Source organism: Oceanobacillus sp. CFH 90083, assembly GCF_009389585.1.
Taxonomy (GTDB): Bacteria; Bacillota; Bacilli; order Bacillales; family Amphibacillaceae; genus Oceanobacillus.
Map to the genome: position 1 here is coordinate 368520 of NZ_VIYG01000001.1, position 26043 is coordinate 394562.

20 protein-coding genes are annotated in these 26043 nt (G+C 38.2%); 7 read left to right on the top strand and 13 right to left on the bottom strand.

Going from position 1 to position 26043, the window contains the following annotated elements; genetic code table 11:
- Nucleotides 1-63: 63 nt before the first annotated feature.
- The 7 genes from FLK20_RS01830 to pruA all read right to left on the bottom strand — a co-directional run bounded on the left by FLK20_RS01830 (nt 64) and on the right by pruA (nt 9528).
- Nucleotides 64-801 (bottom strand): acetoacetate decarboxylase family protein, encoded by a 738-nt coding sequence (locus FLK20_RS01830; protein WP_152654851.1) that lies wholly within the window; start codon nt 799-801, stop codon nt 64-66.
- Nucleotides 802-815: 14 nt separating this feature from the next.
- Nucleotides 816-2225: a sodium/proline symporter gene (locus tag FLK20_RS01835; RefSeq protein WP_152654852.1), complete on the bottom strand. Its 1410-nt coding sequence runs from the start codon at nt 2223-2225 to the stop codon at nt 816-818.
- 231 nt (nt 2226-2456) lie between these two features.
- Nucleotides 2457-3164, bottom strand: coding sequence for an acetoacetate decarboxylase family protein (locus FLK20_RS01840; RefSeq protein WP_152654853.1), 708 nt, complete (start codon nt 3162-3164; stop codon nt 2457-2459).
- A gap of 133 nt (nt 3165-3297) precedes the next feature.
- Nucleotides 3298-4719, bottom strand: coding sequence for a sigma-54 interaction domain-containing protein (locus FLK20_RS01845; protein ID WP_194165492.1), 1422 nt, complete (start codon nt 4717-4719; stop codon nt 3298-3300).
- Nucleotides 4720-5171: 452 nt separating this feature from the next.
- Complete coding sequence (putP, locus tag FLK20_RS01850) at nt 5172-6659, bottom strand: sodium/proline symporter PutP (protein WP_152654855.1); 1488 nt, start codon at nt 6657-6659, stop codon at nt 5172-5174.
- A 182-nt stretch (nt 6660-6841) separates the two neighbouring features.
- Nucleotides 6842-7834, bottom strand: coding sequence for a proline dehydrogenase family protein (locus FLK20_RS01855; protein ID WP_152654991.1), 993 nt, complete (start codon nt 7832-7834; stop codon nt 6842-6844).
- A gap of 146 nt (nt 7835-7980) precedes the next feature.
- Entirely contained in the window at nt 7981-9528 is a 1548-nt protein-coding gene (gene pruA / locus FLK20_RS01860) for an L-glutamate gamma-semialdehyde dehydrogenase (RefSeq protein ID WP_152654856.1), read from the bottom strand.
- Nucleotides 9529-9767: 239 nt separating this feature from the next.
- On the opposite strand from pruA, the gene FLK20_RS01865 reads away from it, so the two are divergent.
- From FLK20_RS01865 to FLK20_RS01880, 4 genes are all read left to right on the top strand, one after another.
- Entirely contained in the window at nt 9768-11129 is a 1362-nt protein-coding gene (locus FLK20_RS01865) for a sigma-54 interaction domain-containing protein (protein ID WP_152654857.1), read from the top strand.
- Nucleotides 11130-11459: 330 nt separating this feature from the next.
- Nucleotides 11460-11639: an aspartyl-phosphate phosphatase Spo0E family protein gene (locus tag FLK20_RS01870; protein WP_227994812.1), complete on the top strand. Its 180-nt coding sequence runs from the start codon at nt 11460-11462 to the stop codon at nt 11637-11639.
- A 300-nt stretch (nt 11640-11939) separates the two neighbouring features.
- Nucleotides 11940-12467, top strand: a complete 528-nt coding sequence (locus FLK20_RS01875) for an NfeD family membrane protein (RefSeq protein WP_152654858.1) — start codon at nt 11940-11942, stop codon at nt 12465-12467.
- Nucleotides 12468-12584: 117 nt separating this feature from the next.
- Complete coding sequence (locus FLK20_RS01880) at nt 12585-14123, top strand: flotillin lipid rafts scaffold protein FloT (RefSeq protein WP_152654859.1); 1539 nt, start codon at nt 12585-12587, stop codon at nt 14121-14123.
- Nucleotides 14124-14262: 139 nt separating this feature from the next.
- On the opposite strand, the gene FLK20_RS01885 is transcribed toward FLK20_RS01880, so the two are convergent.
- Together FLK20_RS01885 and FLK20_RS01890 are read right to left on the bottom strand one after the other, a co-directional pair.
- The gene (locus tag FLK20_RS01885) at nt 14263-14865 is read right to left on the bottom strand and encodes a helix-turn-helix domain-containing protein (protein ID WP_370453152.1); all 603 of its coding nucleotides are present in this window, start codon (nt 14863-14865) and stop codon (nt 14263-14265) included.
- A gap of 144 nt (nt 14866-15009) precedes the next feature.
- Nucleotides 15010-15912: a hydroxymethylglutaryl-CoA lyase gene (locus FLK20_RS01890; RefSeq protein WP_152654861.1), complete on the bottom strand. Its 903-nt coding sequence runs from the start codon at nt 15910-15912 to the stop codon at nt 15010-15012.
- Nucleotides 15913-16441: 529 nt separating this feature from the next.
- Here FLK20_RS01890 and FLK20_RS01895 point away from each other — a divergent pair.
- Nucleotides 16442-18037: an amidohydrolase gene (locus FLK20_RS01895; protein WP_152654862.1), complete on the top strand. Its 1596-nt coding sequence runs from the start codon at nt 16442-16444 to the stop codon at nt 18035-18037.
- Between the two features lie 67 nt (nt 18038-18104).
- Here the strand turns inward: FLK20_RS01895 and FLK20_RS01900 are convergent, their stop codons facing one another.
- Complete coding sequence (locus FLK20_RS01900) at nt 18105-19379, bottom strand: hypothetical protein (RefSeq protein ID WP_152654863.1); 1275 nt, start codon at nt 19377-19379, stop codon at nt 18105-18107.
- A gap of 515 nt (nt 19380-19894) precedes the next feature.
- Between FLK20_RS01900 and guaC the strand changes: the two genes are divergently transcribed.
- Entirely contained in the window at nt 19895-20878 is a 984-nt protein-coding gene (gene guaC, locus FLK20_RS01905) for a GMP reductase (RefSeq protein ID WP_152654864.1), read from the top strand.
- Nucleotides 20879-21067: 189 nt separating this feature from the next.
- Here the strand turns inward: guaC and FLK20_RS01910 are convergent, their stop codons facing one another.
- The 3 genes from FLK20_RS01910 to ddlA all read right to left on the bottom strand — a co-directional run bounded on the left by FLK20_RS01910 (nt 21068) and on the right by ddlA (nt 24425).
- Complete coding sequence (locus FLK20_RS01910; protein WP_194165501.1) at nt 21068-22747, bottom strand: ABC1 kinase family protein; 1680 nt, start codon at nt 22745-22747, stop codon at nt 21068-21070.
- A 140-nt stretch (nt 22748-22887) separates the two neighbouring features.
- The gene (locus tag FLK20_RS01915; protein ID WP_152654865.1) at nt 22888-23307 is read right to left on the bottom strand and encodes a hypothetical protein; all 420 of its coding nucleotides are present in this window, start codon (nt 23305-23307) and stop codon (nt 22888-22890) included.
- A 20-nt stretch (nt 23308-23327) separates the two neighbouring features.
- A complete protein-coding gene (gene ddlA, locus FLK20_RS01920; protein ID WP_152654866.1) occupies nt 23328-24425 on the bottom strand; it encodes a D-alanine--D-alanine ligase in 1098 nt (365 codons plus the stop codon).
- Between the two features lie 162 nt (nt 24426-24587).
- Between ddlA and FLK20_RS01925 the strand changes: the two genes are divergently transcribed.
- The gene (locus tag FLK20_RS01925) at nt 24588-26030 is read left to right on the top strand and encodes a flavin monoamine oxidase family protein (protein ID WP_152654867.1); all 1443 of its coding nucleotides are present in this window, start codon (nt 24588-24590) and stop codon (nt 26028-26030) included.
- Nucleotides 26031-26043: the final 13 nt, after the last annotated feature.

Below are 26043 nucleotides of genomic sequence, written 5' to 3' on the forward strand. Positions count from 1 at the left end.
ATTTTCCAATTGCTGGCCAAATGTGTGTTTTCTGAAATGCAGTAGTTTAATAGATATTATAGATTAGTAAATTATTGTGTCGAGAACTTTTCCCCATCCATTCTCCTCCGTAGCATAAAAATCTCCTTTAATCAGGCCACCTCCCAGTATTTGCAGCGGCTCTAGCCTATTTAACAAATCTGTTTTGGAAGACTGGAGAGTCAGCTGAATATCGTTAGTATAACGTTTTTCATACAAAACAAAGTCCGGCGATGTATCCCGTTCAATGATTTCCTGAAATTGAATCCCTCCGGTCGGTTTTGGGATTGTTCGAATATTAAGATGTGGTGTGGTGATTGGTTCAGCCAGGCTACCCACTGTATGATTAAAATCACCACTTAACTTAATAATGGCTTGTCCGTCTTTTACTGCTTCTCCATAAAAGGCTCCATTGCTTTCTTTTAGAGTAATCGCAGCATATTTTTTAGGATATCCCCATAAATCTCTTCCTGCTGCAATTGCTGCATCCTGATTTTCGTATTCATATATATAATAGCCCCCAGTCTTACCTTTATATTGGACTGGAACAACAATAGCACAATCCATATAAGAAAGTTTATCTGTATTGGAAAAGTCACTGATAGATACAACAATTTTATTATCTACATAATCAAAAGGAGTATAAGAAAGGGTTTGTTCGATTTCTTTCTTATTAACTTCCAAAACGGCGTACATAGATACATAACCCTTACATTGATAAGGAACAAATGGATCTGGAAATAACGGCGAATGAACAGGAACATTCGAATAATTCTTTTTCATTTTCTTTTCCTCCTTTATCTTTTGCGAGTTAATTTACTTACTACAAATAATACAATTGCAGATACAGCCGCTGCCGGAATTAACTCATACAGGTAAGTAACCCAAGGTGTGTTAATCCATATAATTGTGACGAGTGTTCCAGCTAAAATAGAAGCTAACGCCCCCTGTCTGGTAATTTTATCTGTATAAAGCAATGCAATGAGTAAAGGACCAAAACTTGCAGCAAGTCCCGCCCAAGCGTATAGAACAAGTGCAAATACAGATTGAATATTTAATAACGCAACAGAGGTAGCAATTATTCCTAGAACAATCATGGTAGCCCGGGAAATTCGTAAAAGCTGTTTTTCAGAATAAGACTTCTTAAACGCCCCTTTCAGTAAATCGCTTGCAAATGCCTGTGTAGATACCATAATAATAGATGAAAATGTAGATTGAATTGCGGCGAAAATAGCTGCCAATATAATCCCTGCAATAATTGGATGCATCGTATCAATCGTTAAAGTGGGAAATACATATTCTGGATCATCTAAGCCTGGAACCATAATTCTCCCTATAAGACCTAATAAGTTTGAACCTGTCATGATAACAATAACCCAAAACATGGCAATGTAAGCCCCTTGGGAAATTGTTTTATCATCTTTTGCAGAAAGAAAACGCTGTGTAATATGCGGCTGTCCCGGCTCCCCTATTCCAAATCCAAACAAGCCGATAAACACACCAAACCCTGCTGCACCAGTAGCTCCGCCAAATGATGAGACGAGTAAAGGATCAATAGATTCAAGGGTCTGGAAAAAACTGATCGGACCACCTAATTCAATAAAAATCATATATAACGGAAACAAGAGCAGAACAGTAAGCATAATAAGCCCCTGGACCAAATCGGTTAATACAACCGCACGATAACCGCCAAAGATGGAATAGCCGATAACAAAAGCAGCTGATAAAATAAGACCCCAATTATAATCAAAAGAAATAGTGGCATCTAATGTTTTCCCGGCTGCTGTTAACTGAGAAGCCATGGTAGCAACAAAGAAAATAATAATTACCATACTAGATATAATTCGAATAAGTTGACTAGAATCATTATCTAGCCGCTTACTAAAATAATCCGGTATGCTTAAAGCGCCCATCTTTTCACCCTGTTTCCGTAATCTTGGTCCAACAACGAACCAATTCAACAAATATCCGATGATAAATCCAGGAAGCATCCACATGGTTGCAATTCCAGTCAGATATGCCGTTCCTGCTGCACCAATAAAAACCCAGCCGCTTGAATCCGTAGCTCCAGAACTAATCGCTGTTGTTATTGGGCCAAAATTACGATCTCCCAGATAGAATCCTTCTTCACTTTTACTAATAAAGCGTTCTGAAAAAACACCAACGAAAAATACAATAAACAGATAAACAATAAATACAGTAAGCATAAATTATTGCCTCCTTTTCCTTGCTCTTTGGTTCAGTAAAAAGGTGGCTGCAAATCCGCTAATTGGAATAATGACATATAGGAATAAGATAAGTAGACTCTGTCCCATAGAAATTCTCCTTCCCATAATAAAAAATACAGAAAAAACTAGTAATATTTAGATAGAAACAGACTTTTTTCTATGCTTTTAAGGCAGCCCGTAAAACCTTAAAAAAGCAAATTGCTTTTAATCTTAAAGGCTGGCGATTACTTTTCCATAGGTCAACGTAAAAGCACCCTCTAAATATACCGCACCAATAACTTCTTGAACACCTAGCCGGTATAACGGGTCTTTTTCCGATTTTTCAATGTTTAATACAGCTCTTCCAAATACCTGTTTTTTTACTTCAGCATCTTCTAATACATTTTGCAGAATATGATTAATATCTGTTCCTTCAACTTCTGGATGCGGCATTCGTTTGACTTGCAGTCTAGGACTGAGTACAGGAATTTCTATTTCTTCTTGAGTTGCTTCAAAGGTAATATCAATAATCTTTTTCCCTCTTCGTGATACACTGCCGCTGAGTTTATGCTCATCTCCATTAAATTCAACTTCACCCATTTTCTTAGGGTACCCCCAGATTTCACGACCGGCACATAGTGCATCATCTTTGTCTACATATTCAAAAGCAACACATGCCCCTTTATTACCTTTATATGCACACTGAATAACAACACCGCCTTCACTATAATTGTCTAAACCGTCAATTTTATTATTTTGTAATATAAATATTTCAAAAACATCTGAGGTTAATTCAAATTCCTTTGGCAAAAAACGTTGTAAAGCTTCTTTATTACCACGGCAATAAACGCTTACTTTTTGATAATCGTGATAGCGGTAAGGAAGCTTAGGATACAACGGGGAATATTCTGGTAAAATGGTATATTCATATTTGTTCATTTGACACAACTCCTTCAAATTCTTTTTATATAACACATGCAAAAAGTATGCCAAAATAAAAAACCTTGAAAGATCAAGATTTCTTAAAGGTATGAAGACAAAATCACCAAAATTTTTTTAAGATTATAAGTAATTACTCTTTTTTGAGTAGCTTCACCTCCAGTATAAAACGTTCTAAACCATATTTTTTCACTTTATTACTTAATGTCTGTTGAGGAATATCTAAATTTCTGGCTGCTTGCGATATGTTACCATTTGTTTGTTGTAATTCCTTCTTGATATAATCCGTTTCAATCTCTTCCACGACAGATTTAAGCGATTTTTTGGCCTGTTTGCAGGTAATAGGCTGTTGAGAATAATTTTGATGAACGAGGTGTGCCCGGTTAAGAAAGATGTCAAATTCAATATCCTCTGCCTCAATTGCTCCGTTTTGTCTGGTATTCATTATGCGTTCAATGACATTCTGAAGCTCACGGATATTACCGGGCCAATCATAATCGATGAGTTTCTTTAGCGCCAAAGAGGAAATACCCGTTACCTGTTTAGAAAATAAATCATTAAAATGCTGAATAAACTGGTTTACCAGCAGCGAGATATCTTCTTTTCGCTCACGGAGCGGTGGAATTTCAATATTTAATACATTCAGCCGGTAATAGAAATCCTCTCGGATGAATCCTTCAGCAAGCAACTCCTGCGGTTTTCGGTTAGAGGCAACAATCAGTTTTACTTGAACGTCAAAATCTCTAGTGTCTCCAACTTTTCGGATACGCTGATCCTGTAAAACACGTAAAAGTTTTGCTTGTAAATTTAGTGGAAGCGAATTAATTTCATCCAAAAACAATATACCGCCATTAGCGAGTTCAAATAACCCTTTTCGATCCAAGGCATCTGTATAGCTTCCTTTAGTGGTTCCAAATAAATAAGATTCCAGCAGATTTTCAGGAATAGCTGCACAGTTTTGCGTGATTAAAGGTATTTTCTGTTCTCCCTGCATTTTTTTATGAATAGCTTTTACTAGCACTTCTTTTCCAGTACCTGTTTCTCCATAAATAAAGATAGGGGATAGACTTCCTGTATAAACAGATAAATTGGATTTTATGTTACGAATTGCTTTACTTTCTCCAATAAATGCGGAGCCGGGATGATATTTTTTGGCTGGTATTCGTATTTGTCTTTCCGCCTGCAGATTATGTAATTCATTATTTAATGCTTCTACAGTAGTTATGTCACGAAACAATTCAAATACACCGATCACCTTTTCATCTGAAAAAATAGGATAAGTAGATGTAATGGTTGTCTTCCGTTCTCCCTGATATGTATAAAATGTTTGTCTTCTATCAATAATTGGCTGTTTTGTTTCCAAAACTTGAACCATTGTGCTATTTTCTTTTTTTAAATATGGAAAAACATCAAAAATAGATTTTCCAATAACTTTTTTATAATTAAGTCCGAACGCATTGCTGGCCTTATTTGCATAATTAAAGATGAGCTCATCATTCACAATGATAACACCTTCATCGATATTTTCTATAATAGCTTTAAATGCTTCATTCAATCTAACCACAACTCTCTATCATTTTAGAATACATTCATGCAAAAATAGAAATGAAGTAAATGCTCTAACTTAAACGACCACCAGCTGATGCAGGCGGTCGTTTAAGTTTACAGCTACCCAAAATATAAAATGCGTCTATGCTTTTCCATGACTCAAACATTCACAAAAGTCAACTTTTCCTTTATAAACAATAGTTTAACAAATTATACAATAAAAGCTTTTGTAAATCAAAAAACGATGCTCATAAGCTTCATTAAATAATCAGGATTATACTGGTAGTATCCTGATTCGGATTCTTATAGAACGCATTTAACTGGAATATAGTTAAAAATATATATCATGATGTTCTTTTGATTGCAAATGCCAGTAAAGTAATTAACAATTATCTTAGTATTACCCTCTGAGGATCTATACCTTTTATTCAATTCGGTTAGCTTTAGCCTTGTCTTTCCTTACCTATCCTTATAATTTTTCAGCCTGTTCATCGTTTCATCAAATTCCGCTTCAATTTCTTTATTTGTTTTATACGTCTTACGGCTGACCAGGATAATAACCGCTGTACTCAGAATAAATCCAGGCACAATCTCATACAAATAATCGGACAATGGAGAGTAACCCCATGCAAATACAACAACTGCACCGACAATCATTCCCCAAAGCGCTCCAGCTCCGGTTGTTTTTCTCCAAAATAATGAAAGCAGTACAATAGGACCGAATGAAGCACCAAAGCCCGCCCAAGCAAAGGAAACAAGCCCTAATATCGTATCATTCTGCTGCCAGGCAAATATCATAGCAACTAGCGAAACAGCTAAAACCGCAATTCTCCCCAAATGAACATAGGTTTTATCCTTAGCATCTGCGTTAAAAACAGCTTTGAATATATCTTCTACCAGTGCAGATGAAGTTACCAGAAGCTGTGAAGATACGGTACTCATAATTGCAGCAAGAACAGCTGCCAGCAGAAGTCCAGCTATAAACGGATGAAATAATAATTGCCCTAAAACAATAAATACGGCTTCGGGATCAGCCAGGGTTAAATCCGGATTGGCATGAAAAAACGCAAAACCGGATATCGCCGTTGCAGCGGCTCCAACCAGTGAAATGACCATCCAGCTAATTCCTATCCGGCGGGCGAAAGTGGTTTCTTTCACAGACTTGATTGCCATAAAGCGAACAATAATATGCGGCTGTCCAAAATAACCAAGCCCCCATGCTAAAGATGAAATAATCCCGGTTGCTGATGCAGCAGCAAAAAAGCTCAATATATCCGGATTAACATCTTGAACAATAGTTACGGTTTCACTGACACCCCCAAGGGAAATAATTGTAAATGCCGGTACAAGAATAAGTGCTAAAAACATCATTGTCCCTTGCACTACATCTGTAAAACTAACTGCAAGAAATCCACCTACAAGTGTATATATGATCGTTACTGCCGCCACGGTAATTAAGCCGGTATGATAATTTACATCAAAGGCGCTTTGGAAGAACACACCTCCAGCAACCATCCCGGAAGAAACATAAAACGTAAAATATAGCAAAATGACAATACCTGATGCAATTCGTAATACCTTCGTATTATTTTTAAAGCGATTATCGAGGTAGCTTGGAATCGTGATGGAGTTATTAGAAACCTCTGTATAGGTTCTGAGCCTGGGAGCGATTATTAACCAGTTTACCCAAGCGCCGATGGACAGACCAATTGCCATCCATCCCTCAGCTAAACCAGCTATATAGATAGCACCAGGAAGCCCCATCAACAGCCATTGGGACATATCAGAAGCGCCAGCACTCAGCGCAGATGTAACTGGACCTAAACTCCTTCCTCCCAGCATATAATCATTTAGGCTTGCTGTTTTACGATAAGAATAAAAACCGATAGCAATCATTATTAAAAAGTACAATATGATCGCCATAATTTGATAAGTTGTTTCTGACATCCTTCCTTCCCCCTTATCAGCAGTACAATATATAGCAGCGCAGCCAGTATAAACTTGTAACTTTTAATTTGTTCATTCGTCCATTTATCTCTGATGATGAAAGTTGAAAAAAGGCTGTATTAGAAACAATCCATAGCTTTAACAGCCACAAAATCTATATAATCTACTGCTGCCTATTGCTACTATTTTCGCTTTCTCAAGTATAATAACATTGTCAGTGCAGCTGCTCCAATAATAATTGGCTGTTTTTTAAGCTTATTATCCTCTGTATAAAAAATATCCTTGATAAGTAAATTCAAGTTCTGCGGCCGCTCTGCCAACCGGCGCATAAAGTATCCGAACCAATCCTCCCCAAATGGAATGTAAGTACAAAATTTATACCCCTCTTTTACCAATTGATGCTGCATATCCACTCGAAAGCCATAGAGCATTTGAAACTCAAAATGATCCTTTGAAATTTGATGTTCTTCTATAAACTTTTTCAGTTCATTGATAATATGATGATCATGTGTTGCAATGGATGTAAAAGTTTTTCCAAGCAATCTCTTCTTCGCTATTACCAGAAAATTTTTATCAATTGCTGCTTTGGAGGAATATGCTACAGCACTGTCTTCCTTGTAGGCTCCTTTAACGATACGCAAACGCACATCCTCAAGATCGCTTATATCTTTTTCTGCATCATATAAGTACGTCTGTATGACAGTACCAACATTGAGATAGCTTTTACGAAGCAGCTTGAGAATCTTCAGTGTCCTGTCGTAATGAATATACTTCTCCATATCGATATTCACAAAAATATCACATGCATGAGCCACTTCTAAAATCTGCTCCACATTTTGTATGCAAAAAGCCTCTTCAATATCCAGTCCTAACTGCGTCAGCTTGATCGAAACATGACAATCCAATTTCTCATTATGAATTTGATGAAGCATATCGATAATTTTCTCTTTTGCATGCTCCGCTTCCTGTCTATCTGTTACAAACTCGCCAAGGTGATCCATTGTACAAGCTATCTGCTTTTGATTCAACTCTCTTATAGTAGGAATAATTGCATCGAAAACAGTACCTGCAACAAAGCGCTCCGCCCCAAAGCGTGTTCCAAACTTTCTGGCACTTTTATTTAAGAAATCATTATTTGAAAGTCCTATGAAGAAATCCTTTGCCAGACTTGCCATCATCCATCTCCCCCAATCTTCCAACAAACTCCTTCATGTTAAGAATTCGTCACGTTTCTTTAATCCCCTAACCAAAAAATGGTTTAAATCATTCGCTATGAGCAGAAAAAATGATTTTTTTCTGCTCATAGCGAAGTCTTCATTAATTAAAATTGTTCTGATACGATTTTTGCCTCCAGGAAATGCTGAAGATAATCCGGCCCTCCTGCTTTGGAATCTGTTCCTGACATTTTAAAGCCGCCAAATGGCTGATAACCGACAATTGCAGCAGTACAGCCGCGGTTAAAATAGAGATTTCCAACATGGAAGTCTTCGCGGGCACGTTCTAAATGGGTGCGATTGGTAGAAATAACAGCACCAGTCAGACCATACTCTGTATTGTTGGCAATCTCTAACAATTCATCGAAGTCCTTTGCCTTTGCAAAAGCAACCACAGGTCCAAAAATTTCCTCCTGCATAATACGCGCTTTAGGATCGACATCCTTGAAAATGGTTGGATAAACGAAGTAACCTTTGGAGTCATCCGTTTCTCCTCCAAAAACGAGCTCTCCTTCTTCTTTGCCGATTTCAATATAGTTTTTAATTTTATCAAATTGTGCCTGGTTAATTACAGAAGCCATGTACACATTGCCTTCTGATGGATTGCCAACCGTTAATGTCTTTGCAATTTCGATTGATTTTTCTAAAACCTCATCATAGACACGCTCATGAATAATCGCCCGGGAACATGCAGAGCATTTTTGTCCGGAAAAGCCGAACGCTGAATAAACAATGGATTCAGCAGCCAAATCTAAATCTGCCGTTTCATCAACGATAATCGTATCTTTTCCTCCCATTTCTGCAATCACGCGCTTTAGGTGCTGCTGCCCTTCTTGAATTTTAGCTGCGCGTTCAAAAATACGAACTCCCGTTGCTCTTGAGCCAGTAAAGTTAATAAAATGCGTGTCTTTATGATCCACCAGATAATCTCCAATTTCTTTCGGATCTCCAGGTACAAAATTTAATACACCATTTGGCAGGCCAGCTTCTTCTAGTACTTCTACAAGCTTATATGCAATGACTGGTGTATTTTCAGAAGGCTTCAGCAAGACAGGATTGCCGGCAACGACTGGCGCAGCAACCGTTCCACACACAATAGCAAAAGCAAAATTCCATGGTGGGATAACAACCCCTGGTCCCATTGCTTTATAAAAGTATTTATTATTTTCCGTGAAACGATCTTCCACATGTTTCCCCTGATCGAGCTCCAGCATCTGTCGACCGTAATATTCTAAGAAGTCAATCCCTTCTGCAATATCACCGTCTGCTTGATCCCACGGTTTTCCAGCATCCTGAATCAGCCATGCAGAAAATTCATGCTTACGACGGCGGACAATTGCTGCTGCACGGAATAAAACATGGGCGCGATCCTCAGCAGGTACTTTTCTCCACGTCTCAAAAGCTTTTACTGCAGCTGCAAAAGCCTGTTCTACATGCTCCGTTGTTGCCTTAGAAACTTTTCCAACCACTTCTTCTTTATCAGCTGAATTGATAGATACCAATTTATCCTCTGTGTAGATTTTTTCTCCATCAATCACTAGCGGGTATTCCTTGCCCAGCTCTGTACGAACGGATTGTATAGCTGCCTCAAGTTCTCTCCTGTTCTCCTCCACCTTAAAATTTGTAAATGGTTCATGTTTAAATGGCAATACCATGAAAATACCTCCTATGAAATAATTTAATTCCGTCCTATACCAATTACATGCAAAAAACATGCCAGTTTTAAAATTATACGTGAAAAAACAGCCTGAAAGCTTACGAACAATGGAAGCGATTTCAATCTTGGATTTTTCTATTGCTATTTCCTATTCGTTTTATTTACAATAGTGTAAAGTAAACTTACAGATATCGTATATATGGTTTACAATTTCCTTTACACTTTAGAGGTGAGCATATGAATGAGATTTTTTTCTTTGAGGAATTATTACAGTCGGAAGATGACGCCATTACTATTGTTAACACAGAAAAACAAGTAATCTATTGGAACAATGCCGCAGAGCAAACATATCAAATTACTAGAGAAGAAATTATCAATCAGCCTATTACCAACTTTTTTTCTCATGATGACCTTATGGTAATGAAAGTGTTAAACACAATGAAGCCAGTCAAAAACGCCTACCACAGACCAAGAAAAGATAAGCATGTTGTAGTAAATTCTTCTCCTGTCTTCAATCAGGAAAATACATTAATTGGTGTTATTTCGATTGAACGTGATATTACACATATTGTGAAACTGAATGACAATTTAGAAAGCACGTCTCAAGAGCTGCAGGAACTAAAGCAAAAAATGACTCCTGCTTCGTCCAGTTCCCCTTTTGCGAAATTAAAAGGAGACAGTCAGGCACTCCATCAAATGATTCGGCTTGCCAGTAAAACAGCCGGCACGGATGCAACCACATTAATTCTTGGAGAAAGTGGTACAGGGAAAGAAATATGCGCCAGAGCCATTCATGATGCCAGTAAAAGAAAGCATGCACCTTTTATTCCTGTCAATTGCGGTGCCATCCCGCAAGCGTTGTTCGAAAGTGAGTTATTCGGATATGAAAGCGGATCCTTTACCGGTGCAGAAAAAGGGGGGAAAGCCGGGAAAATCGAAATAGCTGATGGCGGGACTGTTTTTTTGGATGAAGTTGGTGAGCTCCCCTTAGATATGCAGGTGAAGCTGCTCCGCGTCCTGCAGGAAAATCGCATTTACCGGATTGGCGACTCTCGCGGAAAACAAATTGATGTCCGATTTATAGCTGCGACAAATCAAAATTTAGAGAAATTAATGGAGGAGAATAAGTTCAGATCGGATTTATTTTATCGATTGAATGTCATTCAATTAACCATGCCTCCTTTACGTGACAGAAAAAAAGACATCAGCATACTGACAAAAACCTTTTTAAAGCAATTTGCTGCTAAATATCAAACTTCTGTCCCTGATATACCAGCAGAAACACTGGAGGTCCTGCAGCAATATCATTGGCCTGGAAATATAAGAGAAATTAGAAATCTGATGGAAAGAATCATCATCTTGCATGAAGGAATAACTCTAACAAAGCAGGATGTATTAAGTTTTCTTCCTGTTTCAGTTTCAAATGCTCCCTTATCCCGTACAGAGACACTCCCGCTGGAGAAGGAAAGTATGGAAAAAATATCCATTGAACAGGCTTTGGAATTATGTAATGGCAATAAGTCAAAAGCTGCTAAACAGCTTGGAATATCACGTGTTACCTTATATCAGAAAATTAAAAAGTACAATCTAAGTTATTAACTTCAAATTGTTTGTCGAAAAAAATAATATAATTTCTAGTTTTGTCGAAGGTATTCCATTTTTTTTCTCTTTTTGCGATAATTCTTTTGGTGCTTTAAGTGCGTGTTCAAAAAGTGGACAAAATTGAAGCAAAAAATCAGAGCGACGTGGTTTTACGAACGGGATTTTTATGTCGTGTCGTGACTTCTCTGTTGCCCAGGCGACATAGAAGGTTATTACTTCGCTGTTTATCATTTGGGGACTTTTTGAATACCCTCTTTAAATGACAATACTTTACTAATGTTATTCATTGCAGCCAAATAAGACTAAGAAAGGTGTATCGTATAGAATATGAAGGATGAAGAAAATCTTGATATGTACAATAGAGAAACCATTGTACTATCAATTGTTCAAAAGAGAAGCGAAATGTTACAACAAGCACAAAAAAATGGTCTGGGAGCCAAAGAAACTGTAAACTGCAGCCAAGAATTAGATGAACTGATGAATCAGCTAGTTCTTTTAGATAATTAACATAAAATGAGATTTCATTCCAAGGGAGATTGACAATCACCTATCCGTGATAAAATAAAAAACCGGATTAATACTGGCTGTTAACTCCCTGCTTACTACTTTTTCTTATTTTTTAAGTTCTCTGCTAGTAAGCTAATTGTCAGTGAAACTGTAATAAATAGTAAAAGAGGCTCTTTTCTTAAAGGAGCCTCTGTTTTATTATAATAATATAGGAAAACCATCTCCCGTCAAAAAAATTGAAACTAAATCAGCAAGGGCATCGTACATATAAGTAAGACAAAGAACAAGGGAGGGTACATATTGACATTATTTGGTTATGCCATACAGGATTTATATTTATGGATACTGATTATAGCAGCAATTTTAACGGTAGTTGTGTTACTGTTTGGAGATTTATTAGATGGTATTTTTGAATCCATTCCTTTCTTACATCCAGTGCTTGTTCTCTCATTTTTTATTTTTTTATCTGCGATTGGATATGTTCTTGAATGGTTCATGAGCTGGTCAAGCTCCATCATTCTTATAATTTCTTCTGTATTAAGTATTATTTTTGTCACTCTCCTGCATCTATTTGTTCTTGTTCCGATCAGATCCGCGGAACAATCATGGGGATATTCTGAGGATGCTCTTATCGGCAGTGTAGGAACAACCATTGTATCTATTCCAGTCGATGGCTATGGAGAAGTAATGGTACAATGGAAAAGCGGGGTTATTTCAAAACCGGCTGTCAGCTATGATAACGAAGCAATCTCTCAAAATGAGCGTGTTTTGATTATTGAGATTAAAGACGGTGTTTTCTATGTCAGCCCTTATCAATCGTTGGATTAGCTAATCATGTATTAGCTTTTCACATATAATGAAGCTTCATTCCCTTTTAAATAAAGGGAATGCTGGTGGATGCATTCAGGCTACAGTCTGAAAAAGAAAATTTGGAGGAGGAAAAACATGTCAGAGCTATGGATTGTTATTATTGTAGCGGCTGCGCTTTTATTGGCATTGCTCGGTTTATTTGTAACAAAGTACCGTACAGCAGGACCTGATGAAGCGCTCATTGTTACAGGTAGTTATCTGGGTGGAAAGAATGTTCATGTCGATGAAGCCGGCAATAAAATTAAAATTATTCGCGGTGGCGGAACATTCGTCGTTCCTGTTTTTCAACAGGCAGAACCACTTAGTCTATTATCCAGTAAATTGGAGGTAACTACTCCGGAAGTCTACACTGAACAAGGTGTTCCTGTTTTAGCAGATGGTACAGCAATTATAAAAATAGGTGGATCTATCGGTGAAATTGCTACAGCAGCGGAACAATTCCTTGGAAAATCAAAGCAGGACCGGGAGCTGGAAGCTAAAGAAGTATTGGAAGGACATTTACGTTCTATCCTTGGTTCCATGACGGTAGAAGAAATCTATAAAAACCGTGACAAGTTCTCCCAGGAAGTACAGCGGGTGGCTTCAAATGACTTGGCTAAAATGGGATTAATTATCGTATCTTTCACGATTAAAGATGTTAGAGATACAAATGGATACTTAGAATCACTTGGTAAGCCGCGTATTGCGCAAGTAAAGCGTGATGCTGATATCGCTACTGCTGAGGCTGAAAAAGAAACTAGAATTAAACGGGCAGAAGCTGCCAAAGATGCGAAGCGTGCTGAGCTTGAGCGGGCAACAGAGATCGCAGAGTCAGAAAAGGAAAATCAATTAAAAACTTCCGAGTACCGACGAGAGCAGGATACAGCTAAAGCACGGGCAGACCAGGCTTATGATTTTGAAACAGCCCGTTCCAAGCAGGAAGTTACGGAACAAGAAATGCAAATCAAAATTATTGAGCGTCAAAAGCAAATTGAATTGGAAGAAAAAGAGATTCTGCGTCGTGAAAAGCAATATGACTCAGAGGTTAAGAAAAAAGCAGATGCAGACAGATATGCAGTTGAGCAGGCTGCAATCGCTGATAAAGCCAGAGAAATGGCAACAGCTGATGCGAATCAATACCGCATCGAAACAGCTGCCCGTGCAGAAGCTGAGAAAGTCCGTGTGGACGGTCTGGCTAAAGCAGATGCAGAACGTGCTCAAGGGGAAGCTGAAGCAGAAGTTATCCGCCTGAAAGGTCTTGCAGAAGCTGAGGCAAAAGAAAAAGTTGCGCAAGCCTTTGAAAAATATGGTGAAGCAGCAATTCTTGACATGGTTATTAAAATGCTTCCTGATTATGCAAAACAAATTGCAAGCCCACTATCCAATATTGATAAGATTACAGTTGTCGATACTGGAAGCAATGGCGCTAACGGTGGAGCAAATAAAGTTTCCAGCTATGCAACTAATCTGATTAGTACGCTGCAGGAGAACTTAAAAGAAACTTCCGGAATTGATATTAAAGAATTATTGGCAGGTGCTTCAAAAGGCAAGACTAATCAAGAAGTTAGTCAAGCAACTTCAGAAGTAGCTGCTGCTAAAACAAATAGCAAAGATAATGATGATACCATAAAGTAACATAACCTGGCATTCTCATTTTCTTTTCAGAAATAAAATCAAAGCCTGCTACTACCAAATTAAAATGGTAATGGCAGGCTTTTTGAATCGTAGACAATGGGATATTTATTTCAGCAGTTTTTTAGCATTAATTCCCTTCCTAAACACGGTCAATAAAACAGGTTAATACCTTTGCTTCCTGATCACCCACCGGCAGAAATAAATGCGGCTTGGAGCCGGCAAAATAAGCGCTGTCCCCCACTTGCAGCAGCTGCTTTGTTCCGTTATATAATAATTCTATTTCCCCTTCCAGCACATAGATAAATTCATCCTGGGAATGTGTATACGTTTTTTCATCACGCAGATTCTGAGATTTTGGTGTGACATGCACAATCGTCGGTTCGATTCCGCTATATTGCGAGCGATTGGCCAAAATTTCATAAGAATAACCCATGCTTTCGTCCCCTACTTTTTGCGGGCGGTTTCTTTTCTTCTGAATGACAATATCCTGCTCTTCTTTATCATCTAATACCCATGACAGCTGTATCTGCAATGCATCACAAATCCGGGATAAAGTTGCTATCGCTGAGGCCGTCTGCCCATTCTCAATTTTGGACAGGAGACTCTTAGAAATATTGGAAGCGTCTGCAATCTCCTGCTGCGTTTTATTTTCCCGCCGTCTGGCATACTTAATTTTTTCACCAATTTTATGTAATTCGATGTGGCTCAGTCCTTCCTGGTCAAGTCTTCCTTCGTATTCTATTTAATATACCTAATCATAAGCTAGATAAGCAAATGTAGTCAATCTATACTCTGGTTTGACGTAAAAAATTCTTGTTCATAGCCACACTAAAAAGCCTTGCCCGGACTTGCTTGACAAGACTTTTCTATTGTCCTCATTCATATTTTAAGCATTTTTCAAATAAGCAACGGATCTGCTCGGCAGCGTTTTTCCAAGCTTATTTTGAATGTATATACTTGCTTCCTGAATACATTTTTCATTTATTCCTGTGTCAATTCCCAGTCCATTTAACAGATACAGCACATCATTGGTTGCAACATTGCCTGCAGCTCCCGGTGCATAAGGACAACCTCCTAAACCGCCGACTGTACTATCAAATCGGGTAATTCCCATATGAAGTGAAGTCATTATATTAGCTATTGCCATTCCTCTTGTATCATGGAAATGAAGAATTAACTTATCTTTCGGGAAATAAGGAAAGAGCCCGTCAAGCAGCTTCTCCACCTGTGTCGGTACAGCTGTGCCAATTGTATCCCCCAGTGAAAGATAGTCCACACCGTTTTCAATCAACTTTTCGCATACCCTCAAAACATCCTCTGTCGCAATCCGTCCTTCATATGGACAATCAAATACGGTAGAGACATAGCCCGTTACCATTTTCCCGGCATTTTTAGCTTCTTTAATCACTTCTGCCAGTACCGGATATGTATCCGGTATTCGTTTGTTAATATTTTTAAGGTTGTGCGTTTCGCTTGCCGACATAAATACGGATGCTCCATCAATACCAGCCTCTAAGGCATGCTCCAATCCTTTCATATTCGGAACGAGAGCAGAATAAATGACCCCTTGTTCACGGTTTATCCGCCGACCTACTTCCCTTGCATCCTTCAATGCAGGAATCATTTCAGGATGAACAAAGGATGAATATTCAACTTCTGAGACACCTGTTTTGGAAAGCATATTAATCCATGCAACCTTATCATCTGTAGAAATCCATTGCTGCTCATTCTGCAGCCCATCTCTTGGTCCGACTTCCTTTAAATAAACATTGCTTGGCAGCCCGCGCATCAATACCCCTCCCGTTGTATGCGTTTTCATTACAAATTATGAAAATATACCTCAAAGGTTCGTTACTTATAAAAACAAGAAAGTATAGATGTTGCACGATTGAATAATACCATGACATTTTGAACTAAAAGCACATTTCCAGTTACATGTTATTTATCATTCAATCCAGTTTCCTATTATTCAACTTTGTTGAATCAAGTATATAATAAAATTTTGGAAAATGTCAATCTTTCCGGCTGTCAAGATGAAACAATTTTGATAAGATATAATAATAGTCCCATACGGGAGAATACTTTTCTGTTAAGCAAGAATTTAAACAGATTCCGCTTAACGATCAATACATGTTAAACTGATCAGATTTATAAAGGAATGTAACGGCACTTCACCAAAATTTACGGCTGACAAGCCAGATATTAAGTAATTTATAGTGTCAGGGTCGTTGGGAAGTGATTATAATCACTCAAAATACTATGCCAGCTAATATTATTACGATATTTAACCTATGATAATTCAGATAAGGAGACTCTCGATGATAAAGATATATACCAATGGTGTCATACATACATTTCAATCATCTCAGCCAGTAGTGAATGCTGTTGTTATCAAGGATGGACGTTTTATAGATATGGGTACAACTGAGCAAATGCTTAGCTTTTGGAGTTCAAAAAGTGATGCTGTGATTGATCTTGACGGGCAGACTGCTACCCCGGGATTGACAGATACGCACCTCCATCTTTCTATGCAGGCAATGAAGTTTATTGACTTGGATGTGACCGGCGTTACCAAAAAAGAAACATTTTTAAATATGATTAAACAGCATGCGGACACATTGAAAAAAGGGGAATGGCTGCTTGGTGCCGGGTGGGATGAAAACTTATTTACAGACAGCGGTTTACCAACAAGAGCCGAGCTTGATGCTGTCGCTCCCCATCATCCCCTTTTCCTGACAAGAATATGCGAGCATGCTGCCGTGGTTAACTCCAAGGCACTGGAACAAATTAATTATTCCAGCACACTGTTTTTACCAGAGGGCGGTGAAATTGTAACAGATGCAAACGGAGAGCCTACCGGGTTAATTCTTGAATCTGCATCTGCGTTATTTAAAGCGCAAATTCCAAATAAATCATATGAAACGTGGAAAAATGCCCTTCGTAAAACCATCAACACGGTGACCGGCTACGGAATAACCAGTGTGCATTCCAATGACCCGGCCTATTTAGGAGGGTTACAGCAAACTTACCGGCTCTATCAGGAGTTATTAAACGAAGAAAAAATGGGTCTGCGTACAAACTTATTGATTGATTATGATTTTTTGGAAGACCTTTATGCAGCCGGAATGTATACCGGCTATGGCAATAATACCCTGCAAATCGGAGCAGTAAAAATATTTGCGGACGGTGCCTTTGGCAGAAGAACCGCATTATTAAAGGAAGCATACTCCGACCAGCCGGGACAACAAGGAGAAGCAATGCTTACACAGGATGCCCTATACAGCATTGTAAAACGTGCCAGAGAGCTGGCAATGCCTGTTGCTGTTCACGCAATTGGTGATCAGGCATTAGAAAATGTTCTTGATATTCTGGATCAATTTCCGGCATCCGCATACAGAGACCGCCTGATTCATGCACAGGTCATTAATCCAGACTTAGTAAAACGTCTTGCAACGCCAGATCGTATCGTTGATATTCAGCCCCGTTTTCTTGCCAGTGATTATCCGTGGGTAAGAGATCGTCTCGGGGAAGCACGCATGCCTTATGCCTATGCCTGGAAAACACTGCTGGATCATGGTGTTATTTGCGGCGGCGGATCAGACGCACCTGTTGAACCGATTAATCCTCTACTTGGTATTCATGCAGCTGTGACAAGAAAAGCTCCAGGCGAGACACATAACGGCTGGTATCCAGAGCAAAAAATAAGTATGCAGGATGCTTTTCACCTATTTACGAAATATGCAGCTTATACAACGAATGAAGAAAAAGTGAAGGGAACTATCTCTCGCGGCAAGCTTGCAGATATGACTGTTTATTCTGCTGATCCTTTTCAATTAGAGGATGCTGATGGATTATTAGATATCAGCATTGAAATGACCATTATTGATGGGGATATCGTGTACAGGAAAGAATAGGTGAAGATAAGAACTTAGACAAGGGCGGCAAATCCGCCCTACAGCTCTAATAATAGGAAGTCTCACTTTATTTTGTTTCATTATCTCCTAATTCGATATCATAATCTCTCTCGTTAAGGAAGGATTTAATTAAAGGAAAAATTTCGAAATATCCCTGTTTTTTCGCATGGCGAACGTAATCTTTTAATACATTTTCTTCATACTCATACTGCTCAATTAAATAAGCTCCGTCATCTTCTTCCAATAACGTTGCTAAAATGTCACTTACTTGCTTCAATTGTTCCTCTGATATTTCTTTTTGGTACAATAGTACATCCATTTCACTTTTCTCTGCACATGTGATAGCAACAGCCTGGCGTTTTGTTCGCCCCTCCAAAGACTGTTTCAGAAACCATGCTTTTCTTTCTTCTGTTAAAGGTGTTAACTCATGCATTAGTGCCACTTTTCCCCAGCCCTTTAACATATCTGCTAATTCCCATAAGAGTTCCTGTCTGCGGTATAGCGAAAATATGACATAGCGGGTAAACTCCTCATGCAGACCGACCTTCTTTAAAAGCTGTTCATCTTCGAGTTTATTTGTGTAACCAACAAGTAATAATGCAAATTTCACTACCTCACGATGTGCGGCATGATCTAAAAACCAGCGTGCTTCTTTATATAAAGCATCCATATCTATTGCCGATTCCTTCAACGCATAAATAAGCTCTTCTCCGTACTCCATCACATGTTCATCTAATACTTTTTCGTACGTAGCTTTACGGGTTTCGGATGTTGGATTTTCAATTTGCTTTTGGAGAAGCTTTATCAAATTCCCGACATACATCGGAGTAGGCTCCTCATAGCCTAATAGATCACGATATCCCGATTCTATATTATCAACATCCTCTGCTAAAAGGTATTCCTCATCCGGCAGGCTTTCACCTATCATTTGCCCATGTTTTTCGACTTGATTGATAATCCACGGTACAATTGGTTCCTTTCGTTCCCATGGAGCAATGAATTCAAGCTTCAGTTTTTCTTTTAAAATAACTTCCCGTCCAACCTTTATTTGAATATGTAATTGAACAAGTCCACTAAATTTCACTTGAACTTTCTTTGTATCTCTATTTTCAAGTGTCAGCATTGCTGTTAGCTTGCTAACTGGAATAACATGTGACCAAATTGATTTTCTTCGATTTTTAGCAACTTCTACTTCATCTATAAATAAACTTTCTTCTTTCAGTGTATTTTTTACTTGAATCAGATGTCCCTTATATGTTAAATTCCATGTCTTTGAAATGCTTAAATCAATATCTTTTGTCGCGTTTTCCATCTCTTTTTTAAATGATTCTTTAAATCCCATCTCTTCTCCTCTTCCTTCCCCGTTGACATCAAGCGCTTGCACCAGATACCGGTATTTTTATTATTGGTGATTCTGTCTATTTCACCTCACAAAATGTCATTGGCTAAATACGGTTTTCACGGTAACTGTACTGTTTATCTACACTATTATAATTCAGTAAGAAGAAGAAATCTAACTTTAATTAAATTCATTCTTGCTTATAATGATGCAGTTAATCAGAAAAATATAATAATTCATGTTAAAAAAAATAATTCTCTCCTTTACATTGTACAATCGGTTCATTTTGTAAATAGAGCATGAGGAATGTCTCTATCATTTACATCATAGTAATCTTCTTTCTTCATTATAATACCGCCAGAAAATATTATCAGTGCGATTTTTCTGCTCTTTATCTAAATAAACCCAGCTAACAAGGTTCAAAACGTTGACAAAATATCTTTATTAGGTTAAATTACTAAAGGCGAATGTTTTTAATATGTAATACAAATTTTATTCGTGTTTAGGAGTGTTATTTCATGGAAAATGTATTTGATTATGAAGATATCCAATTAGTTCCCGCAAAATGTGTTGTAAATAGCCGTTCAGAGTGCGATACATCCATTGAGTTTGGTGGAAGAAGCTTTAAATTACCGGTAGTTCCTGCAAATATGCAGACAATTATAGATGAAAATATCGCAACATATTTAGCTAAAAATAATTATTTCTACATTATGCACCGCTTTAACCCTGAACAGCGTGTTGATTTTATTAAAACGATGCATGAACAGGATTTATTTGCTTCGATCAGTGTTGGTGTGAAGGAAGAGGAATACAGCTTTGTTGAAGAGCTTGCCAATAACAGCTTAGTTCCAGAATATATTACTATTGATATTGCGCATGGGCATTCTGAGCCTGTGATCCGAATGATTAAGCATATTAAAAAACACTTACCAGAAAGCTTTTTAATTGCTGGAAATGTCGGAACACCAGAAGCAGTCCGCGAGCTTGAAAATGCCGGTGCTGATGCTACAAAAGTAGGGATTGGACCTGGTAAAGTATGTATTACTAAAATAAAAACCGGCTTTGGAACCGGCGGCTGGCAATTAGCAGCATTACGCTGGTGCGCAAAGGCTGCAAGCAAACCAATCATTGCAGATGGCGGTATCCGTACACACGGTGATATTGCAAAATCCGTACGTTTTGGTGCTTCCATGGTGATGATCGGCTCTCTATTTGCTGGTCATGAAGAATCTCCTGGAGAGACCATTGAACAGGATGGTAAAAAACTGAAAGAATACTTTGGTTCTGCATCAGAATTCCAAAAAGGTGAAAAGAAAAACGTGGAAGGTAAAAAAATGTACGTGGAGCACAAAGGTGCTCTTCAAGATACATTGACAGAAATGGAACAAGATCTTCAATCCTCTATTTCTTACGCCGGCGGCAGACGTTTAGATGCGATCCGTACCGTGGATTATGTTGTCGTTAAAAACTCTATTTTTAACGGTGATAAAGTATTTTAATGAACACTTGAAAAAGCTTATGTCAGGAAAGGGGCAATCCCTTCAGACATAAGCTTTTTTATTGTGGAATAAGGAAGTAAAAAATTTTACATGATTTAATCCAAGAATAGCCATGTCCAGCACACGATGTGCTAGTGCAGGCGTTGCGACACGACGTCGCGTTCTTAGCCTGTAAGGGCGCTTTTCGTTCTAAAACCTTCCCGACCTGAATATGGCAAAGAGAAGCCATATAAACATCAATACAGCAACAACAAAACCAATTTCAATGACTGGCAGACTCCAAAAATAGGATACCTCTCCTGCAATTGCTGATCCAACAATTAAACCGACCATGATAATGCTAAAAGATAGCAAGACAATACTGAAAGATAAACGATTACTGATTCTGTCGAGCTTTTTAAGAATCATATCCACCCTGGAGACGGATATTTCCAAGGGAAACTTCCCTTTACGTATCAGCTTATACACTGCATTCACATGCTCCGGTAAATCTAGGATAATATCTTTATAATCATCAACCTGTTCATAAACTTCCTCAGCTATTTTTTTCGGTCGATATTTCTCTTTAATCAGCCTCTTTCCAAAAGGCTGCGCAATTTTAACAATACTGATATCCGGATCTAATCTTTCTACCGTACCTTCCAGTGTTACTAATGTTTTTCCGACTAAAGATAAATCAGCTGGAATACGAATCTGATGTTTGGAAGCAACACTGAACAAATCATTCACTGCTTCTCCCAGGCTGACCTGACTAAACGGAACATCGTAATATTTATCCCGGAGCTCTTCAATATCTGCACGCATCATGTCATCATTGACCTGATCAGGAACCACACCCATTCTGTAAATAGCCTTTACGATGGCATGCGTATTTTGACGCGCCAGCGCAATAATCATATCCGTCAAATGCTCCTTCATCAGCGGTGTAAGTCGGCCGACCATTCCAAAATCCATAAATAATAATTGATGATCCGGAAGTACCATCACATTTCCCGGATGCGGATCTGCATGGAAAAATCCATCTAACAATATTTGCTCAAATAAATTATGAATTAATTTTTCAGCAATCACTTTGGGCTGATAGCCTTCCCGGATAAGCTGTACATTTTCGTCCAATTTTATCCCTTTGACAAATTCCATTGTCAGGACACGTTCTGTCGTAAATTCCCAATAAACATCAGGGACTTTGATGCCTTCTTTATCATTCTTGAAATTCATTGCAATTTTATGTGCGTTCCGTCCTTCCAATGTATAATCTAACTCAGCCAGGATGGATGCTCTGAATTCTTTAATGATTTCGGTGATTTTATATTGATAGGCCCAATCTAAACGCGTTTCTGCAAGTGTTGCAAAATTCATTAAAATTTCTAAATCGGTATGAATTTTCTTTTCAATATTCGGACGCTGAACCTTCACAGCCACATCTTCTCCACTCTGTAAAACAGCATGGTGAACTTGACCTATGGATGCAGCTGCTAAAGGCTCCTGGTTAAAATCTTTAAAAATAGCATGAACCGGTTCTCCCAAGTCCTTTTCTATAATTTCCTGAATTTCATTATAAGGAATTTGTCCGACCTGATCCTGCAGCTTCTCTAACTCTTTAATAATATCCTGAGGAATCAAATCACTTCTTGTACTTGCAATTTGCCCCAGCTTGACAAAAGTTGGTCCTAACTCTTCCAGAAAAAGCCGAATCCGTTCCCCGGTTGTTTTACTATGTATTTCCTTCTTCCCTTTCAGTACCCTTTCAGGCAAAGAAACAACCTTTTGCAATCCCAATTCTTTTACAATATATCCAAAACCGTTACGGGAAAATGCAACAAGTATTTGACGATAACGCTGGATGTGACGTATACGTTTGTTAAAAATAGCAGCTCCCTCCCTTCCCAATTATACATATTCATAGTATACCCATTCTTAACCATCTGCTAACTGGAAATCAAAGCTTTTATTGCAAAGAGGAACTGCGTCTTTATGACAGCCCCCCTTTGCCCATTGATAAATAACTATTATTTTTTTACGTTTGTAATAAGTATCTTCACATATAAACCAGTCAGCATACAAACAGATGGCAATATAATTGCTAAGAAAATCAATTGTCCATTGATAAACGCCAGATAAAGATAAGGTAAGGAGTATAACATAAGCGCCTGAGGTATCAGCACAGGAAGCAAGGTGTACATGATTAAATTAATGATAAAAATCAGGGACACAGATTGAATATTTTTTGCCAGCGTTGCTTGATTTTTAAGAACCAATCCAAATAAAAAATATATAATTAAAATACCAAAAAATATCATTCGCAGCTGATTAGTGAAAAGTACCATAAGCATGGCAAACACGGTCAGGAAAAAGTGAAAAACCAGTGACGGCAAATTTCTTTGTAAATAAGCTTTGACATTGCTTCGTTCTGTGTTATTGCTAGACATTCAATCATCCTTTTACATCTTTAATTTTGAATAGAGCTCTTCAATTGCTTATCTCTTTGATGTCTCTCAATTGCCAATTCAATTAATTTCTCTATCAGCTCACGATAGGAAATACCACTTTCTTCCCAAAGTTTTGGATACATACTTATTTTTGTAAATCCTGGCAACGTATTAATTTCATTAATAATAATTGTATTATCTTCTTTTAAAAATACATCTACTCTCGCCAAGCCTTCACAATGTAAAGCCTCAAAAGCCTGAATGGCAGTCGCCTGGATTTGTTCTGCCACTTCTTTATCCAAAACAGCAGGAATTTCTAATCTTGCTCCGGATTCATCAATATACTTTGCTTCATATGAGTAAAATTCAACGGTTGGAAGAATCTCTCCAGGTACAGAAGCAATAGGATGTTCATTCCCTAAAACAGAGCATTCTATTTCTCTGCCGACAACAGTCTCTTCCACCAGAACCTTATGATCATATAAAAATGCATCCTGAATAGCATGATTAAATTCTTCCTCAGTTTCAACCTTGTGTACACCAACAGAAGAACCCTGATTGGCCGGCTTAATAAATAACGGTGTACCTAATTCCGCTGCCACATCCTGATAGACGATTTGATCCTGCTTTGCTTTACGGAAGCTGAATCCCCGGGCAACGTTTAAGCCCGCATCATTCAGCAAACGTTTAGCAATATCCTTATCCATGCTGATGGCTGAACCAAGAACGTCAGAACCGACAAATGGAATATTTGCCATTTTTAACATCCCCTGCAGGCTTCCATCTTCCCCAAGTGTGCCATGGACAATCGGAAAGATAACATCCAGCTGATCCATGCTTATATCCGAGTCAGTCTGAATAATTTGGTTCTTCTCTGCTCCCGGAACAATCGCAATTCCTTCCCCTGTTTTATTCAATGCAATTAAGCTTGGATCCTCTTCATTTATTAAATAATGGGAATGGTCATTGACATGCCAGTTCCCTTGTTTATCAATCCCTAATAGATATACTTCATATTTATCTAGATTAATCGCATCTACAATATTTTTTGCTGATTGTAAGGAAACCTCATGCTCTGATGACTTACCCCCAAATACAATACCAACTTTTTTCTTCATTCCAATCCTCTCCTTGTTGACTCTAATGACATATTTACTATACATAACACATAATATGTTTTTATATCATGATTTGTTTTAATCAATATTGTTATTTTATCATAGAGTTCATTTGGAAGGGGAGTTTAATGTCAATAACTTATAAGAAGAGGTGCTTGATGAATGAAAAGAAACACAGAATCACTTAGCTATCCTGCCGATTTTTTAGAAATCATCTCAGAAGGGTTAAAGCATCCGGGCGAACAGAAAAAAATTATCATTATTGGCGCAGGATTGGCCGGGCTGATTACCGGAAGTTTGTTAAAATCAGCAGGGCATGATATCACCATCTTAGAAGCAAATGAACGAATTGGCGGCAGAATCTTTACCATCCGGCAGCCCTTCAGTGATGGTAACTATCTTAATGCCGGTGCCATGCGAATTCCATCATATCATGATTTAGTGCACGCTTATCTGAATAAATTTCATTTACAGACGCATCCCTTTATTACTGAAACACCAGAAGACATTCTGCTCATTAATCATATCCATACCACACGTCAAGCCTATGAGGAAAACCCCGATATATTACAAATCCCTTTACCGCCGACAGAAAGAGGCAAAACAGCTGCTGCGCTATTTGATGAAGCTATCCAGCCCTTTCTCACACAATATCAGCAGGCAGATGATGCAGAGAAAAAAGCACTAAGGGAACTATATAAAAATTATTCGATTGAAGAATTTCTGCTGCATAACCCCACCGGCCCATCTCTTTCTAAAAATGCTGTGTACCTCATCGGCATTATGTCAGGCTTTGAAGCTTTCCCTCAAGGCAGCTTCGTAAATATAGTAACAGCTATTCTGGAGCCATTAACACAAAAAAATGCAACCTTCACTGCGATAAATAACGGCAATGATTTATTACCTTTAGCCATCTATCAACATGTCAAGGAAAATACTTATTTAAACCAACGAGTTACCGCTATCGACGGATCATCCGCTTCCAGTGTTGGTGTTCACACAAGTCAAGGAACAACATTTCGGGGGGATTTTGTTGTTTCTGCCATTCCTTTTCCTTTACTTCAATTTATCGATATTCAGCCAAAACAATTGATTTCTTTTCAAAAATGGCAGCTCATCCGCAGATTAAATCATGTTCCCTCTCTAAAAATCGGTATTGAATTTCAAGATCGTTTTTGGGAAGATTATTCATATGGAAATGCCATTACTGACCTGCCTATAGGTTTTTCCTATATCCCCAGTCAAAAAGGAAAAAATGTGATGATTGTCAGTTACACTTGGGGAGAAAGATCCCTTCTCTGGATAAGTGCTTCACCTAAGTTAAAATGCGAATATATACTGCAGGATTTAGCAAAAATATATGGCGTTGTTGTTTATCAAGCATTTAAAAAGCTCGTTTATTTCAATTGGAGCTTAAACCCATATTCAGCAGGCTGTTTCAGCTTACTTAATCCCACTTTAAGTGCAGCACAAGCTGAAGAAGGAATGAAAACGCCGGCAGGAAGAATTTATTTTGCCGGTGACCAGGTGTCCAGCTTCAACGGCTGGATGGAAGGTGCTATTGAATCTGGAATCCAAACTGCATTTGCAATAAACCATAAATAAGGCTAAAAGATTT

Coding starts and splice junctions, on each gene's coding strand:
- FLK20_RS01830 (WP_152654851.1), bottom strand. CDS start 801: ATGAAAAAGAATTATTCGAATGTTCCTGTTCATTCGCCGTTATTTCCA.
- FLK20_RS01835 (WP_152654852.1), bottom strand. CDS start 2,225: ATGCTTACTGTATTTATTGTTTATCTGTTTATTGTATTTTTCGTTGGT.
- FLK20_RS01840 (WP_152654853.1), bottom strand. CDS start 3,164: ATGAACAAATATGAATATACCATTTTACCAGAATATTCCCCGTTGTAT.
- putP (WP_152654855.1), bottom strand. CDS start 6,659: ATGTCAGAAACAACTTATCAAATTATGGCGATCATATTGTACTTTTTA.
- FLK20_RS01855 (WP_152654991.1), bottom strand. CDS start 7,834: ATGGCAAGTCTGGCAAAGGATTTCTTCATAGGACTTTCAAATAATGAT.
- pruA (WP_152654856.1), bottom strand. CDS start 9,528: ATGGTATTGCCATTTAAACATGAACCATTTACAAATTTTAAGGTGGAG.
- FLK20_RS01865 (WP_152654857.1), top strand. CDS start 9,768: ATGAATGAGATTTTTTTCTTTGAGGAATTATTACAGTCGGAAGATGAC.
- FLK20_RS01870 (WP_227994812.1), top strand. CDS start 11,460: ATGAAGGATGAAGAAAATCTTGATATGTACAATAGAGAAACCATTGTA.
- FLK20_RS01880 (WP_152654859.1), top strand. CDS start 12,585: ATGTCAGAGCTATGGATTGTTATTATTGTAGCGGCTGCGCTTTTATTG.
- FLK20_RS01890 (WP_152654861.1), bottom strand. CDS start 15,912: ATGCGCGGGCTGCCAAGCAATGTTTATTTAAAGGAAGTCGGACCAAGA.
- FLK20_RS01895 (WP_152654862.1), top strand. CDS start 16,442: ATGATAAAGATATATACCAATGGTGTCATACATACATTTCAATCATCT.
- FLK20_RS01900 (WP_152654863.1), bottom strand. CDS start 19,379: ATGGGATTTAAAGAATCATTTAAAAAAGAGATGGAAAACGCGACAAAA.
- guaC (WP_152654864.1), top strand. CDS start 19,895: ATGGAAAATGTATTTGATTATGAAGATATCCAATTAGTTCCCGCAAAA.
- FLK20_RS01915 (WP_152654865.1), bottom strand. CDS start 23,307: ATGTCTAGCAATAACACAGAACGAAGCAATGTCAAAGCTTATTTACAA.
- ddlA (WP_152654866.1), bottom strand. CDS start 24,425: ATGAAGAAAAAAGTTGGTATTGTATTTGGGGGTAAGTCATCAGAGCAT.
- FLK20_RS01925 (WP_152654867.1), top strand. CDS start 24,588: ATGAAAAGAAACACAGAATCACTTAGCTATCCTGCCGATTTTTTAGAA.